Here is a 15760-nt window from a genome sequence, read left to right as displayed (position 1 = left end):
GGATTTAGCTGCGCACCTTTGTAGTGTTAATTATTAAAACACATTACAATGAGTCAAAAAACTGCAATTATTACAGGTGGAAGCAGAGGTTTAGGTCGCGATATGGCTATTAGTCTAGCCAAAGATGGAGTTGATATTATATTCTCATATCACACAAATAAAGCGCAAGCAGATGAGGTCATTTCAGAAATTGAAGCTTTAGGACAAAAAGCAACAGCTTTTGCTTTTGATGCCAACAATCCAGAAAACGGTAAAACATTTATAACACAGGCAACCGCATACTTAGAACAAGAAAATGGCAATCCAAATTTTGATTTCTTAGTCAATAATGCCGGCACAGGCACCTTTAATTTGGTTGCTGACACTTCAGAATCGCAGTTTGATGAGATGATGAATATTCATCTTAAAAGTGTCTATTTTATAACCCAAGCCGCATTACCATTTATAAATAAAGGTGGTCGTATTGTGAATATTTCTAGCGGATTGGCACGCTTTAGTTTACCTGGCATGTCTGCTTATGCCATAATGAAAGGTGCTGTCGAAGTATTTACACGATACTTAGCCAAAGAACTTGGGGAGCGTAAAATCACGGCTAATGTTATTGCACCAGGAGCTATTGCTACAGATTTTGCTGGCGGAAGCAATAAAGATGAGAAAAAGGCTGCTATGATTGCAAGTATTACAGCACTTGGTAGAGTAGGAGAAGCAGAAGATATTGGTGGTACTGTAGCATTCTTGTGTTCTGATAAAGCAGGCTGGATTAACGGACAACGTATTGAAGTTTCTGGCGGAATGCTAGTCTAATTCTATAAATCGTCAGTTCGAGTGATTCAGAGGTACGAAGAATTGTATCGAGAACAAGAATCAGTATCTTCTAGTTTCAATTATCCAAAACAATAGAAATGTCACACTGAGCCTGTCGAAGTGTATCAAGTTACTATTAAATAAAACTCGAACTGACTTCACATGTAAATAGATATACTTAACTTTAATGCTATGAAAGACCTTAAACATTTTAAAAGTGTTAGTGACTATCATAAACTCGCTAATTTATCCTCACCGGAGCATCCATTAATCAGTTTGGTGAATTATAGCGATGTGCAGTATCCAGAAGATATAGATAGCATAAGATGGAGGCAAGATTACTACACCATTGGGTTAAAACGCAATATACCTTACAAGTTCTTTTATGGACAACAAGAGTATGATTTTAATGAAGGCCTAATGACGTTTTTAGCGCCAAACCAAGTGATGAGTTTGGCGAGTAATCCTAATGTTAAAGCGGGTAAGCCCGAAGGCTTTTTATTGTTGATTCACCCAGATTTCTTATGGAATACCGCTTTAGCGACACAGATGTTATCGTACGACTTTTTTGGATATACCGTAAATGAAGCCTTATTTCTGTCCGAAAAAGAAGAAGGTATGATGCTAGATTTGTTGCGTAATATTCAACGCGAGTATCAATCTAATATCGATAAGTTTAGCCAAAAGATTATCATCTCGCAGATAGAACTCTTATTAAATTATGCAGAGCGTTTTTACGAACGCCAATTCATTACGCGTAAGATTACAAATCACCACATTCTTACCCAACTTGAAACCCTTTTAGAAGACTACTTTAATGAACCAACGTTGATAGATAAAGGTTTACCAACAGTAGCTTGGGTCTCAGAGCAACTGCATTTATCACCCAATTATCTAAGTAGTATGCTAAAGTCTGCAACAGGGCAAAGCACGCAACAGCACATACACAACAAACTCATAAAAAAAGCCAAAGCCCAATTGTCTGGTACTACAGATTCTATCAGTGAAATCGCCTACAGTTTAGGTTTTGAGAGACCATCATCCTTTACCAAATTGTTTAAAAGCAAGACAGAAATGTCACCATTAGAATTTCGAAAAACATTTAATTAAACTATTTGAAGCGAACACATGTCCCAATTCCTCGGTAAGTTTGATTTTGTCTTAGTGATATTGCAAAGTATTGCAGTACAAGCTCTATTTACAGGTGTCTATAGGTTGTATGTAGCTTATAATGAAGACAAATGGGATGTTTTGTTTAGTGAATCTGTAATAACCCAAGAGCATTTATCTCATATACGCTATAAAGAGTTCGTAAGTAATGATCTTGATTGGAAGATCATGGTAGCATTAACAATTTTAACAATAGTCATTCTATTAAACAGATATTTTACCATTGGCCACATTAATACTGTACTAGTTTTGGCAGTATCTGTATTTTTAGCCCGAACTGGCTTATTTACTTCACCATATAATAGTTGGCGCTTAGATTATTATGAAACTATGATTAGCAATAACACCAAATTTACATACGTCACTGGTGGTTGCTTTTTCTTGGTTTTAGGTTTGGGTGTACTGTGGCGATCTATTGTCTTAAATGTGAACGCTAGACGTTAATATCATGTCTAAAATACGTAATGTTACGTATTGATTTCCTCAAAGAAAAATACGACCTTCGCTTATCAATTGATATAGTTCATTAGTTAACAGAACCATATCTTAACGTTAGCTACAATATCTGAATGAAAAAAGGGAATTTAAAAAATTGGAAAATTGATGGAACTGAAGAGCTAGATTTATTCTTTGCTCAAAGAATGAATGAATTACTATTTGACTATACTCTTGATTCTTATAAATATTATGCATTAAACATCTATTTACTTCTTTTTGAAGCAAGAAGTAGATTAAATAAGATTAAGGATGATTTAACTAATGATGTCAACTTAAAAGATATTGTTGACGAGATTAATCTCAAAGCTAAGACAGATATTGTCACCAAAAGTATTTTAGGTCCGAAATATCAAATATACTTTCCTTTAAAAATTGAAAATGATAAATCGAAATTTAGAGTCGATTTAGAAATTTTATCTAATAAGCTTTCCTTAAATCAACTCATACCAAAACTATTCGAACTTATTGAAAAAGAATTAGATTCTGGTTCAAAAATTAAGCTTAACATATTGGCCAGCCAATTGGTTACGGCTTTAATTAATGTTGGGTTTCATCAAAGTTATATTTATCATCAGGTTAATTTTTACTTTTTCAAAGGAAGATTGCCTCAAAATTGAGGTATATCACACTTCTTTAAATATTTTGAACCTGAAAGAAAAGAGTTCATTGTTTATATAAAGGTCTCAGATAGCTTTAATGAAATAAAAGAACTTTGCTCAAAATATAATCTAGAAATACTTAGCGAACTCGATTTAAGGAAGATTAATGAAAAAACTAAGGAATTCATTTCTTCAAAAAATGAAAATGAAGTATTTGCTAAATGTTTAAAAATAAGAGCTTTTGATTCTCAGTCAGCAAGACTAAAGGCGATAAAATTATTGAATACATTAGCTAGTTTCTTTTCATATTTTCATCATAAAAATCCACCCACAATTGATAGGTCAGCTATAATAAGTCAAGAAAACAAACATTTTTTAATCGAGCCAACAACTTCACCAATGGCTAAAGGAGAGGATATGTCACATAAAGCAGCTGCTGAAATGTTAGAAGCATTCTTGAAAAAATTTACACCTAATGATACAACAAGATTGAAATTTAATCGTGCGGTTAACCTTCATAGTCTTGCAATTCAATCTGACTCAAACGAAAATAGATTATTAAATTTATGGATTACATATGAGACTTTGTTCGGAACAGGAAAAACTACGACAGTAGTTCATATAATAAATTCATTAGGGCATATTACCTCGTTAAAATATTTTGAAAGAATATTTGATGAATTATCTGTATCTATATACAATTGGAACAAAACTGAATTTGATGAAATAAAGAAAATTACTGGTGAAAGTTCTGATAATGATGCAGTTTGCTCATTTTGCTTGTCAGCTGAATATGATAATGAAAGAAAGTCTTTATATGGTAAGCTAAATGATTTTCCTTTATTACGTTATAGGATTGATGATTTAAATAAAAATCTTAATTCTACTAAAAACATATTATCTTATCTAGAAAAGCATAATCAGAGGATTAGATGGCATATAAAACGAATTTATAGAACTAGGAATAACATTGTCCACGATGGCAGAAATTCTAGAAACTTAGATATTCTAGTCGAAAATGCGCATTCTTATTTTGATATTTTTATGGATGAATTTATTACTGATAATATTTTGTCTAACTCATTAAATAGTATACCACAAGCAGTAAATCATTATAAAACACTCAATGAGAATTGGATTAGAATATTAAAAGACGATACAATAATTACTAAAGACAACTTTAAAAAATATCTACTGTACAAAGAATACTGTAGCTAACAATGTATAAAAATAATAGCGGTTTAATCGCTAAAACGAAAGTCATATTAAAAGCTTAAAATTTCTCTTAGATTAGTACATAGTTATAATTAAGACCGCAATATTAATATCAGGTGGCAAGAGTATATGGCAAAATAGAGTCTTTAAAATCATTAAAATCTGAGTTAGTCAGTAATGGGATTCATCGGTTTAATTCTATCAAAGAGATAAAAGATTTTTTATCTAACTTCAAAAAAGAAAAACTTAAAATTCTAAATGATGAATCTGAGAAATTAGATAGTGAGTACAAAGATACTTGTATTAACCTCAAAAAAAGAATGCGACAACGTGTGGCAATAATTGCGGAGGAAACTGAAAAAATAGACAATCAAATTTCAGATTTCCAATTAAGAATTAACTCCATAAATACCAGAAATAAAGGCTTTCTAAGAAAACTGTTCACCTTCATCAAGTTATCCTCTTTAAAAAAGCAATCAGAACACTTTATAAAAAATAAGAGTTCATGGGTAGATATGTCGGTTAAAACTATTACACGAAATATTCAAAAAGATGAAGACTTTATTCAGAGATATAAAGCTGATAAGCAGAATATAATTGCAGAAAGAGCTAAACCTAAACTAAAGAAATTAGAAAAGACAAAACTCGTAATAGAACAATCTAGAAATTTAATTTCTGGTGCAATAGGTGAAAATTTAGTTGTAAAAGAAGTAAAAAAACTTTCGGACGATTATGTCTTAATAAATGACTTTAATCTTAGATTTTCAGAACCTATTTATTACAGGAAGCAAAACCATAGAATTTATTCAATTCAAATAGACCATTTATTAATTTCTAAAGCAGGTATTTTTATAATTGAGACTAAAAACTGGAGTGAGAAGTCGGTTAATTCCATCAGTTTAAGGTCGCCAATTGAACAAATTCAAAGATCAAATTTTGCGCTTTACATTTATATATCTGAGAATATACCTTTTTATCATCATTGGGGTGAACAAACTATTCCTATTCGTAATCTCATTGTGATGATTAAAAATAAACCGATGGGGCAATTTAAATATGTTACTGTAAAATTGCTTAAAGAACTGAACGATTACATTACATATTACAAACCTGTTTTGACAGATAAGCAATTTAATAGACTAGTTGCAGAGCTAAAATAATTATCAATTAAAGTAGCTATATTTCACAATAAAAACTTTCATCGATAAGTTATTAAGGCAAAGTACTACCTTGGTTTTATGATAACAGCAATGCGTCAAATGAATATTTTACTTCTAATACTTCTAGTCATGACAATGGCCTGTCAAAAAGATACAGATGATACAGCTCAAACTAATGCGGCAGACGTCTTGTATACCATGCCAGAAGAAAGTGAGCTACATGAAGGTACATGGTTACAATGGCCGCACCATTACCAATATGGCTTGGCGTATCGCAACAGCTTAGATGCCACTTGGGTTGCCATGACTAAGGCATTGGTAACCAGCGAGAATGTCCACATTATTGCATATAACCAAACAGAAAAAGATAGAATTATAGCTTTACTTACCAATGAAGCGGTGGCATTAGCCAATGTAGATTTTAAAATTTATAAAACAGATGATACCTGGGTAAGAGATAATGGGCCAATTTATGCCAGAGACAATAGTGGTCAATTGGTGATACAAGATTGGGGCTTTAATGCTTGGGGCAATAAGACAGATGAGTTCAGTGGCTTACCAATTCAATCAGATCATTGTGATGCCATTCCGTCTAAAATAGCTGCAGACCAAGGTAAAACGCTAGTAGACCTCAATGCTGTAATGGTTAATGAAGGTGGCAGTGTAGAGATTGATGGTCATGGTGCCTTAATGGCTTGTAAGAGTTCTATTCTTAATAACAATAGAAATCCAGGCATGACCCAATCACAAGTCGAAGCCATTTTTAAGACCTACTTAGGTGTCACAAATTTTATATGGTTAGATGGGCAAGCAGGTTTAGACCTTACAGATCAACATATAGATGGTTTTGCAAGATTTGGTAATTCAGAAACCATAGTTACCATGGCAGAAAACGACTTGCTAGACTATGATGTTAAACCAACTGATATCACCAAACTTTACGCTGCCAAAAACAAAAATGGTAATGCTTACACCTTTGTTAATGTGCCACTAACACAGCAAAATGTGGTGACCACGGATGGGACAGATTTGGGCTATAAAGGCTCTTATGTTAACTATTATATTGCCAACACAAAAGTGTTAGTGCCAAATTATAATGATCCTAATGATGCAGTGGCAAATGCAATTATTCAATCTCTATATCCTTCAAGAACCGTTGTAGGTATTGATGTGAGAAACTTGTACGCCAATGGCGGAATGGTGCATTGTGTTACCCAACAGCAACCTGCTGAATAAAAAATAAATTCTCAAATTCTTATCCCAAAACCATTACCTTCGCGGCATGGTTCTAAGCAATTACACCAAAGAGTTTCGGTACAACCTTAAACTAGCGTCACCAGTTATTTTAGGCATGCTTGGGCATACCTTTGTAAGCTTTGTAGACAATGTTATGGTTGGGCAATTGGGTGCCGCAGAATTGGCAGCTGTGTCTTTGGGTAATAGTTTTATTTTTATTGCCATGTCATTAGGTATTGGCTTTTCTACAGCCATTACACCATTAGTGGCAGAAGCAGACACAGAGCAGAATTTTACAAAAGGCAAATCGGTGTTTAAACATGGTTTGTTTTTGTGTACAGTTTTAGGGATTGTACTTTTCTTGCTAGAGTTAGTAGCCAAACCCTTAATGTATGTAATGGATCAACCAGAAGAAGTGGTGGTTTTGGCGATTCCGTATTTAGATTTGGTGGCCTTTTCTTTAGTGCCGCTTATCGTATTTCAGGCGTTTAAACAGTTTAGTGATGGCATGTCATTGACTAAATACCCAATGTTTGCAACCATTGTAGCTAACGTGCTAAATGTTGCGATCAATTATGTGCTTATTTTCGGGAAGTTTGGTTGCCCAGAAATGGGAATTGTTGGCGCTGCTGTTGGGACATTAGTGTCGCGTTTTGTGATGGTATTTTTCTTATGGTGGTTACTCGCGAAGCGTAAACGTTCAAGACCTTATGTTACAAATATTAAGTTTTTTAAACTCTCTAAACAGCCTATCAAAAAACTGATGAATCTTGGGTTACCAAGTGCTATGCAAATGTTTTTTGAAGTGGCCATTTTTACTGCAGCGATTTGGCTCAGCGGACTTTTAGGTAAGAATGCACAAGCAGCCAACCAAATTGCACTTAACTTATCATCAATGACCTTTATGGTAGCGATGGGACTAAGTGTAGCCGCCATGGTACGTGTTGGAAATCAAAAAGGATTAAAAGATTTCGTCAACCTCAAACGCATTGCAGAATCCATATTTTTAGTCGGTTTTATGTTTGCTGTGGTATTTGCCTTGTTCTTTGTGATTTTTCATCAAGCTTTACCAGATTTATATGTCGATTTAGATGATCCAACCAATGCTTTAGATACTGCTGAGGTTGTAAAAATTGCGGCTACTTTGTTATTGGCATCTGCAGTATTTCAGATTAGTGATAGTCTGCAAGTGATTGTTCTTGGTGCTTTACGTGGTCTGCAAGACGTTAAAGTGCCAACCATTATCACCTTTATTTCATATTGGGTGATTGGTTTTCCAATCAGTTATTTTTTAGGTAAAGAAGACGCTTATGGCAGTCTTGGGATTTGGATAGGACTCTTAGCAGGTCTAACAGCTGCCGCCATTTTATTGTTTATTAGGCTTCGTTATTTGACTAAGAGGCTTATTTCTCATTCTAGTACTGCATAATTTAGACGTCAGTTCGAGTGTTTCGCAATGGCGAAATGTATCGAGAACAAGTCTAAATCCTCATATATTATAGGTATTGTATAGATTAAAGTACGCTTTCAAAAGGTTCTCGATACAATTTTTCGTACCTCAAAATCACTCGAACTGACGTGGTTTTCAATTTGGTGTTTTCAGTTTTCGTCAATTCAAGTGAATTTCAATTGTGATAACAAGGGAAATTTGTATCGAGAATTAATTGTAGTGAGAAGTTATTTAGAGCTAAAATTCTTTTTAGCGAGGTTCGGTAAAGCATCAAAATTACCATTAATCAAAGCTTCCTTTTTGACTCTAGACCATTTTTTAATTTGCTTTTCAGTTTCTATTGCTAAGTTAATGTCTGTAAATTCAGCATAATAAACGAGTTTAACAGCTCTTCTGTTGAACGTATAGCTATCTGGATTTTTTCCAGATTTGTGTTGAATGAATCTATCATTAAGGTTTGAAGTTACTCCTGTATAATAAGAGTTATCTGAACATTTAAGAATGTATACATAGAATAGTTTCATGTTTTAAATATAGTTACTTCTCGATACAAATTTTTAATTAAAGCATTAAACGTCACTTCGAGTGGTCACGCTATACGTGATTGTATCGAGAAGTAAACGTACTGATTTTTAATCATAGAGGTTTTTAGTTTAATGAGTTCTCGATACAATTTTTCGTACCTCAAAATTACTCGAACTGACACTCAGATTAATTTATATGTGTTTTTGATTTGAACGAGTTTGCAGAAATCGTCAGTTCGAGTGGATTTCAGTTGTGTTAGCAAATGAAATTTGTATCGAGAACAAGATTTCATTATTCAACTCTAACTAAATTTGTACTTTTACGCGCATCAAAAGTTAACAAATGGAATTGCCAAAATTTATACTTGGAGATAATACAGACTATCCCGATGCTATTTTTATAATTCATACTGAGTTTCCTAGATTTATTATTAATTTAGAAAATGATGAAGTAGAATGGTTTGAAGAGTTCGATCAACACGACCAAAAAGAACTCGAAACAGAAACTGAAAATTATATAAGATTGGCTACTGAGTTTTATGATAGAGAAGTAGCACGTTACGAAGATTAATGCTAGAGAGACTTTTAGAATTAGATACAGATCTTTTTGTATACCTCAATGGTCTAGGTTCTGAAACCTGGGATTGGCTGTGGTTAGCCATAACCAATAAACTCACCTTTGTACCACTTTACGCGCTTCTATTATTTCTAATTTATAAAAAAATGGGCTGGAAATCATTACTGATGATTATGGTAGTCATTACACTAATGATTTTATTTACAGACCAAACGACTAATGTTGTAAAGCGTTCAGTACTTAGGTTTAGACCTTGTGCTTGTGATGAAATTAAAGACTTTATACGGTTTATAGCAGAACGTTGTAGTTCGCAACGCAGTTTCTTTTCAGGGCATGCGTCTAATTCTATGGCAGCAGCAGTATTTGGTGGTTTAGTATTACGACCGTATTACAAAAGACTTATTTTTATCTTATTGGTTTGGGCATTTTTAGTAGCCTACAGTCGTATTTATGTTGGTGTACATTTTCCTGTAGATATCTTATGCGGAATGACCTTTGGTGCTTTAGCAGGATTTGGGTTTTATAAGTTGAATACTTACGTACTTAAGCGATTTATTTCAGAGTAAGTTTATACAATTGATTTACCAATCGACCACGATGACTTCGTGTCCCCTTTTTTCCGGAATAATTTAAATCATAAGTGTCTATAAAGTCAATATTATAGAGCATTGCGAGTTCCTTAATATCTGCCGGATTTGTTTTTGAAGTGAGTAAATAGAAACGCTTTTCTGTCGGAATCGTATAACCTTCACCAGATTTTAAACTTGGTATTTTATCGCCGTAATTATAGATCGCTTCTGGCGAAACACCTTCAAGATAATACAGTTTTAAATTTGAATTTTGCAGTTTAGAAACTGGTAAATATTCGGGCTGTTGTTGTGTTTTTGCTAATGGTAAAGCAAAGAATCCAACATTCATCATTAAGACCACTAAAAGATAAACAACGTGCTTAATTTGTTTGGCTCTGAGTTGTTTTATTATGAATATACCTATAACAGCTAAAACTAAAGACCCTATAATATATCGAGCAAGCATAAGACCAGATAAGTCATCAAAAACAACAAACTTAGTAACCCAAAAACTTAATCCAACAAGTGCAATTAATCCAAATTGAAAATACACTGGAAAAGTTTCGCGTTTGTCTTTAAGGTTTTTAAACTCACGAATAAGATATTCAATATAAAACCCAATATTGATAGCTAACGGAATCAACACTGGCATCAGGTATCTTGATTTTTTTTCAGGAATAACAGAAAGTAATATCACTGCTATGATTGTCCAGAAGAAACTGAAACGATACGCTTTTAGATGAGAAACCCTAGATTTTAAATATGGATACAATAAACTGATAAATGCTGGAATAGTCCATAAACCACTTTGCACAAAGAAACTCCAGTAGTAATAAAATGGTCTTACGTTATAGCTACTCCAGTTAGAGGTTTCTTTAGAAGCAATGGCCGTAAAAGTTTCAGGATCTGCCACGCGTACATGAAAATACCACCAACCGCCAAGTACAATACCAAAAACTAATAAACTGATAAGTTTGAGAAAGTACATCGTACCACCTTTAAGCTTAAATGCAATGCCATAGGCTATAATAAATGACAATAATAAGACATACAACGACACAGGTCCTTTAGATAATACCGAAGCTGCTAAGAACACAACAAATAGCAAGCTTCTTAATGTGTCTGTGTACTTTGTTTTAAACATTATAAATAGTTGGTATAATGCCATAAGCATAAAGCCGTGTGTATAAATATCCCAAGGTGCTTCTATGGTAATGCCAATCACATAAAAAGATGTTAGAACAATAAAACTGTTGATTAGACTATGTGATTTGTTAAGCTCTAGTTTTTTAGACAACAAATATGTTGAAATACCAATACTTGCTAAAAATAATAGTGCTGGCCATCTCAAGGCAAGTACAGATTTTATTCCGAATAGATAACCGAATACAGCTGTAATCCAAGTTGGTAAAGGCGGTTTTTGGTAACGTGCTTCACCGTTCATAGTCGTTAAAATCCAATTGTCATCAGTAAGCATTTCTCTAGCCGAAATAAAATTTCTGGCTTCCATTATCGTTACAGGAATACTATCAATCGTAAAGCCTAAAGTAATCACTACAAAAAGCAATAAACTCAATATCGGATATTTTTCTATGAGCTTAATCATTGGTTTTTCTTATGAGGTAAGCGTTTCTAGCATATATGGTCATTCCCATTAAATGACTCAAAAGCAATACAGGATCTCTTCTTATAATCGCATAGGTTAAAATGAGTGAGGACCCAATTAAACTCAATACCCAAAATCCCATTGGCAAGGTAGATTCTTTTGTACGCTCTGCATGAATCCATTGATAGACAAAACGCATGGTAAATATAATTTGAGAAAAAATACCTAATAGCATCAGCCATAACGGAATGTCTTCATTCTTAAATAGAAGATCAATATCAATTTTATTGTTGTTATAGTAAAAGATAACGATAAAAACAGGCACCGTAAAAAATAACCATTGCACCAATTTCGGAAACTTTTGCCATTGGCCTTGTAGCTGTAAATTTCTGATGTATATGAAATAGGTTAAACTCTGACCTAGCATAATGGCAAAGTCATAACGTAAGTATCCGTAAATAAATAAAAGAAACGATGCGATTAAACTCAATAACCAAAAGGTGGATGGAGTAATGACTTTTCGGCTACGTTCTGACGTTACCCATTGAATGATCAGTCTTGCTGAGAATAGTACTTGAGCTAAAAACCCAATGGAATAAATGATCCAGTCTTTCATTTACTAGTTTTAGCGACGTCGTAATTAATGTACTTTTTCTTCATCCATAGGTAAGCAAAACAATCCATTAACGGACCTAACAAGCGGTTCCATAAACCAAAGTTTGCAGTACCAGCAATTCTTGGAAAATGTTGCACAGGTACCTGAGTTACACGTCCGTTTTGAAGCATAATCATAGCAGGTAAAAAACGATGTAGACCTCTAAACATTGGGATGCGTTTGGCATAATCTGTTCGTATAATTTTTAACGGACAACCCGTATCATCCATACCATCTTTAGTAAAAGCACGTCGTATACCATTAGCAATCTTAGAGGACATATTTTTTACAAAAGAATCTTTTCTGTTAGATCTTACACCAGTAACTAATTCATAATTGTCAATATGTTCTAGAAGTATATTAAAATCTTCTGGTGCAGTTTGTAAGTCAGAATCAATATAACCTACAAGTTCTGAGTCAACGTAATCAAAACCCGCTTTAATGGCTGCACTAAGACCTCTATTTTCTTTAAACAGCACATAATCAAACGCCGTATTGCGTTCGCAAATAGATTCAATGAGTGTTTGACTATTGTCTTTAGAACCGTCATTAACAAAAAGTACAGATGTAGCTACCGATGCCATAGAAAGGTACTTTGAAAGTTCTAGTTCTACACGTTCAAGATTTTCTTCTTCGTTATAAACAGGTACTACAATAGTTAACTTGTAAGACATAGAATGTGATTGCTTAGTCTGTGCAAAAGTATTGTTTTTTTACGATAACGAAAGCAAATATTCAGCTGCAGCAAAAGGTGTTATTTTTCCAGCTTCCACAAGGGCAATTTGCTCCTTAATACTTTCCTTAATAATTGGTGTATTGTAGAAGTTGGTTTTTAATTGTTCCTCTATGGTTTGAAGCAACCAAAAGGTATTTTGATTATTTCTGTTTTGGTCAAAATATTGGTTAGATCGTGTTAGTGTGAGATATTCCATTATCAATGCCCAAACATCAGAAATACCTTCTTGTTTAAGTGCACTACATAAGGATACTTTTGGTGACCAGCCAGATTCTTTTTCAGGATATAAGTGTAAAGCTCTATTGAATTCTAATCGTGCTGATTTAGCCGCTTTTAAATTGTCGCCATCCGCTTTATTAATAACAATGGCATCTGCCATTTCTATGATACCGCGTTTTATACCTTGCAGTTCGTCTCCTGCACCTGCAAGTTTTAAGAGTAAAAAGAAATCTACCATACTATGCACAGCGGTTTCACTTTGTCCAACACCAACCGTTTCGATAATTATAGTATCAAAACCTGCAGCTTCACATAGAATAATAGTTTCTCTTGTTTTTCTGGCAACGCCACCAAGCGAATCCCCAGAAGGTGAAGGTCTAATAAACGCATTTTTATCCTTTACAAGATCTTCCATTCTGGTTTTATCACCTAGAATACTTCCTTTGCTCAAACTGCTACTTGGGTCTACAGCTAAGACTGCTACCTTTTTACCTTGAGATGTTAAATAGCCACCAAAAGCTTCAATAAAGGTGCTTTTACCAACACCTGGCACACCAGTAATACCTATTCTAACAGAGGCTTTGGTATGCGGTAAGCATGCAGTAATAATATCATGGGCTTTTTGGGTGTGTTGGGTATTTGTACTTTCTATTAAAGTAATTGCTCTACTGAGATCAGTAATATTACCCGTGAGTATACCAGACACCAATTCATCTACAGTAGGTTGTTTTCTGCGTTTAGCTTTTATAGAATTTGCAGAGTTTGTGCTTAAGGATTCTGGTGGTGCAATACCATCTTGCTCTTGTAAAGCAGATTTATATGTTTTTTTATCCTTCGCCACAATACACTATTTATGGATTCGAAGGGTCGTACACTTTGAGAGGTAGCTCAACTAGTGTCGTGTCCCAAGCCATAGTTAATTTTAAGTTTCCTGTTTTATTATCAAAGGCAATGGTGAATTTCTCAACAACTTCATCTATTGTTTGACTAGCAACTTCAGTTTCTAATACATCGTAATTAGGATCCCACAAGGGTTGCATTTTCTCATCAACTCCCCATTGGTATTGCTTAGAATTGAACATAATCTTCCAAGTGTTCTCCATTGGTACTGTCCATAAGGTGTATTTCCCTTTTTTTAATAAAATACCATCAATCATTAAATCTTGGTTGCACTGAAACGTCGTCGCCTCATTTGCACCGGTTCTCCAGACTTTATTAAATGGTACTAAAGCGCCAAAAATGTCACGTTCTCGTTTAGACGGTCTATTGTATTCTACTTTTAAATCTAAATCATTAAGTGTAATCTTAGCAGTATCCTTAGGACTAAGTCTTGGTGCGAATATGTTTTCTACAAAAACAGTATAGATCAAAAGCCCTAAAGCAATTATAGAAAGTACTATTAATAAACGTTTTAACATTGTGGTTTTATTACCTTTTTTATTCGGAGTTAAATATAATTCAATTCCCTAAATTTATAGAATAGAACGCCTAATTTTAGAGAAATCTTATAAAATCGAAAATTTTTAAAAATTTTTTGCAACACTCATTTTTTTGTGTCGTCTTTAGTGTGAATTCGATTTTAAATAAGAGTTCAATCAACCAAAAACCAATTAATCATCAGTACGTTACAGATACATATTGTTGAACAGTGTAAACAAAACAATAGGAAAGCGCAAATGCAGCTTTACAGGCAGTATTGTGATGGTATGCTTATAGTTGCTAAACGTTTCATTTCTGATACAATGGAAGCGGAAGATGTAGTTCAAGAGGCATTTATTAAAGCATTTTCTAAACTAGAACAATATAAAGGTGAAGTGACTTTTGGAGCTTGGTTAAAACGCATCGTGATTAATAAGTGTATTGATGTGTTGAAATATAAACGTCAACGCAGTATAGAGTTAGAGGAGCATCATCTAAATGTAGTAGATGCTGATTATGAAAGTGAGTGGTTGGTAGATGACGAAATCACAATTAATGAAGTGAAGGCAGCAATTGATGAACTGCCAGAAAAATATAAATATGTTGTAATGCTGTATCTCATTGAAGGATACGATCACAAAGAGATATCAGAAATACTCAATATTTCTGAAGTTGCATCGAGAACACAACTATCAAGAGGAAAGCAGAAGTTACAGACAACCTTAAAAACAAGAAGAAATGGCACAAGATCTTAGAAATTTATTCAAGGAGAACACAAAAGATCAAGGCATTAAAATGTCGGAAGGTCATGAAGCGCGCTTTTTCGAGAAGCTCGAAAAAGAATTACCAATTGAGGAGAAGCCAAGTCGATTTTCATTTTTCTACATCGCTGCGAGTGTTGTGGTATTATTAGGTCTGAGTTTTGGTGCGGTGAAATTTTTTCAGAATCCAACTATAGTTGAACCGAACAACGACCAAAAAATAGTTGAGACAGATTTAAAGACCATTGGCGATTATTCGCCAGAATTAAAGAAAGTAGAAGACTATTATTTAGCGAGTATCAATTTAGAACTGTCTAAAGTTGAGTTAACTCCAGAAAATAAAGATTTAGTTGACGGTTATATTTTAAGACTGAAAGAACTAAATGATGAATATCAAAAGCTCACCATTGAGCTCAATGAAAATGGACCAAATGAAGAAACATTAGATGCATTAATTGAAAACTTAAAGCTGAGATTAAATCTTGTAACACGATTAAAAGAAAAGCTTAAGGAATTTAATGATGATGCTTTTGAACAAATAGGGTAAGTACTTAATATATCA

General features: G+C 33.8%; 18 protein-coding genes. 12 read left to right on the top strand and 6 right to left on the bottom strand.

All coding sequences use genetic code 11. The features are described 5' to 3' along the window. Positions 1–48: 48 nt before the first annotated feature. The 8 genes from HRU50_RS02455 to HRU50_RS02420 all read left to right on the top strand — a co-directional run bounded on the left by HRU50_RS02455 (position 49) and on the right by HRU50_RS02420 (position 8111). Entirely contained in the window at positions 49–804 is a 756-nt protein-coding gene (locus tag HRU50_RS02455) for an SDR family oxidoreductase (protein ID WP_296347791.1), read from the top strand. A 192-nt stretch (positions 805–996) separates the two neighbouring features. Further along, a complete protein-coding gene (locus tag HRU50_RS02450; protein ID WP_296347789.1) occupies positions 997–1914 on the top strand; it encodes an AraC family transcriptional regulator in 918 nt (305 codons plus the stop codon). An 18-nt stretch (positions 1915–1932) separates the two neighbouring features. Beyond that, positions 1933–2418, top strand: coding sequence for a hypothetical protein (locus HRU50_RS02445; RefSeq protein ID WP_296347787.1), 486 nt, complete (start codon positions 1933–1935; stop codon positions 2416–2418). 125 nt (positions 2419–2543) lie between these two features. Next, positions 2544–3089 (top strand): hypothetical protein, encoded by a 546-nt coding sequence (locus tag HRU50_RS02440; RefSeq protein ID WP_296347785.1) that lies wholly within the window; start codon positions 2544–2546, stop codon positions 3087–3089. 261 nt (positions 3090–3350) lie between these two features. Beyond that, positions 3351–4289 (top strand): HEPN domain-containing protein, encoded by a 939-nt coding sequence (locus HRU50_RS02435; protein WP_296347783.1) that lies wholly within the window; start codon positions 3351–3353, stop codon positions 4287–4289. A gap of 113 nt (positions 4290–4402) precedes the next feature. Then, on the top strand, positions 4403–5446 hold the full coding sequence (locus HRU50_RS02430; protein WP_296347782.1) for a nuclease-related domain-containing protein: 1044 nt from the start codon (positions 4403–4405) through the stop codon (positions 5444–5446). Between the two features lie 78 nt (positions 5447–5524). After that, positions 5525–6682 carry an agmatine/peptidylarginine deiminase gene (locus HRU50_RS02425; RefSeq protein WP_296347780.1) on the top strand — a complete coding sequence of 386 codons (1158 nt, stop codon included), beginning with the start codon at positions 5525–5527 and terminating at the stop codon, positions 6680–6682. 46 nt (positions 6683–6728) lie between these two features. After that, a complete protein-coding gene (locus HRU50_RS02420; RefSeq protein WP_296347777.1) occupies positions 6729–8111 on the top strand; it encodes an MATE family efflux transporter in 1383 nt (460 codons plus the stop codon). Positions 8112–8359: 248 nt separating this feature from the next. Here HRU50_RS02420 and HRU50_RS02415 read toward each other — a convergent pair whose 3' ends face one another. Then, the gene (locus tag HRU50_RS02415; protein WP_296347775.1) at positions 8360–8656 is read right to left on the bottom strand and encodes a GIY-YIG nuclease family protein; all 297 of its coding nucleotides are present in this window, start codon (positions 8654–8656) and stop codon (positions 8360–8362) included. A 343-nt stretch (positions 8657–8999) separates the two neighbouring features. Here HRU50_RS02415 and HRU50_RS02410 point away from each other — a divergent pair, with 343 nt between their 5' ends. Beyond that, entirely contained in the window at positions 9000–9227 is a 228-nt protein-coding gene (locus HRU50_RS02410; protein ID WP_296347773.1) for a hypothetical protein, read from the top strand. Continuing rightward, positions 9227–9799, top strand: a complete 573-nt coding sequence (locus tag HRU50_RS02405) for a phosphatase PAP2 family protein (protein ID WP_296347771.1) — start codon at positions 9227–9229, stop codon at positions 9797–9799. Before HRU50_RS02410 ends, HRU50_RS02405 begins: the two co-directional genes overlap by 1 nt. Here HRU50_RS02405 and HRU50_RS02400 read toward each other — a convergent pair. From HRU50_RS02400 to HRU50_RS02380, 5 genes are read right to left on the bottom strand one after another with little or no spacing between them, the layout of a single operon-like run. Beyond that, a complete protein-coding gene (locus HRU50_RS02400; RefSeq protein WP_296347770.1) occupies positions 9786–11408 on the bottom strand; it encodes a glycosyltransferase family 39 protein in 1623 nt (540 codons plus the stop codon). The two genes, HRU50_RS02405 and HRU50_RS02400, sit on opposite strands and share 14 nt — an antisense overlap. Further along, positions 11401–12024 (bottom strand): lipid-A-disaccharide synthase N-terminal domain-containing protein, encoded by a 624-nt coding sequence (locus HRU50_RS02395; RefSeq protein ID WP_296347768.1) that lies wholly within the window; start codon positions 12022–12024, stop codon positions 11401–11403. The genes HRU50_RS02400 and HRU50_RS02395 overlap by 8 nt, the downstream gene beginning before the upstream one ends. After that, positions 12021–12737, bottom strand: a complete 717-nt coding sequence (locus tag HRU50_RS02390; RefSeq protein WP_296347767.1) for a glycosyltransferase — start codon at positions 12735–12737, stop codon at positions 12021–12023. Before HRU50_RS02390 ends, HRU50_RS02395 begins: the two co-directional genes overlap by 4 nt. A gap of 39 nt (positions 12738–12776) precedes the next feature. After that, entirely contained in the window at positions 12777–13859 is a 1083-nt protein-coding gene (gene meaB / locus HRU50_RS02385) for a methylmalonyl Co-A mutase-associated GTPase MeaB (RefSeq protein WP_296347766.1), read from the bottom strand. A 10-nt stretch (positions 13860–13869) separates the two neighbouring features. Further along, complete coding sequence (locus HRU50_RS02380) at positions 13870–14436, bottom strand: DUF2911 domain-containing protein (RefSeq protein WP_296347763.1); 567 nt, start codon at positions 14434–14436, stop codon at positions 13870–13872. Positions 14437–14634: 198 nt separating this feature from the next. Here HRU50_RS02380 and HRU50_RS02375 point away from each other — a divergent pair, with 198 nt between their 5' ends. Both HRU50_RS02375 and HRU50_RS02370 read left to right on the top strand, forming a co-directional pair. Next, positions 14635–15192 (top strand): RNA polymerase sigma factor, encoded by a 558-nt coding sequence (locus HRU50_RS02375; protein WP_296347969.1) that lies wholly within the window; start codon positions 14635–14637, stop codon positions 15190–15192. After that, positions 15176–15745, top strand: a complete 570-nt coding sequence (locus HRU50_RS02370) for a hypothetical protein (protein WP_296347761.1) — start codon at positions 15176–15178, stop codon at positions 15743–15745. Before HRU50_RS02375 ends, HRU50_RS02370 begins: the two co-directional genes overlap by 17 nt. Positions 15746–15760: the final 15 nt, after the last annotated feature.

The organism is Winogradskyella sp., from assembly GCF_013213835.1.
In the GTDB taxonomy this organism is placed as follows: domain Bacteria; phylum Bacteroidota; class Bacteroidia; order Flavobacteriales; family Flavobacteriaceae; genus Winogradskyella.
Note: the sequence above shows the minus strand (reverse complement) of the source record. Positions and strands in the feature narration are given on the sequence as shown.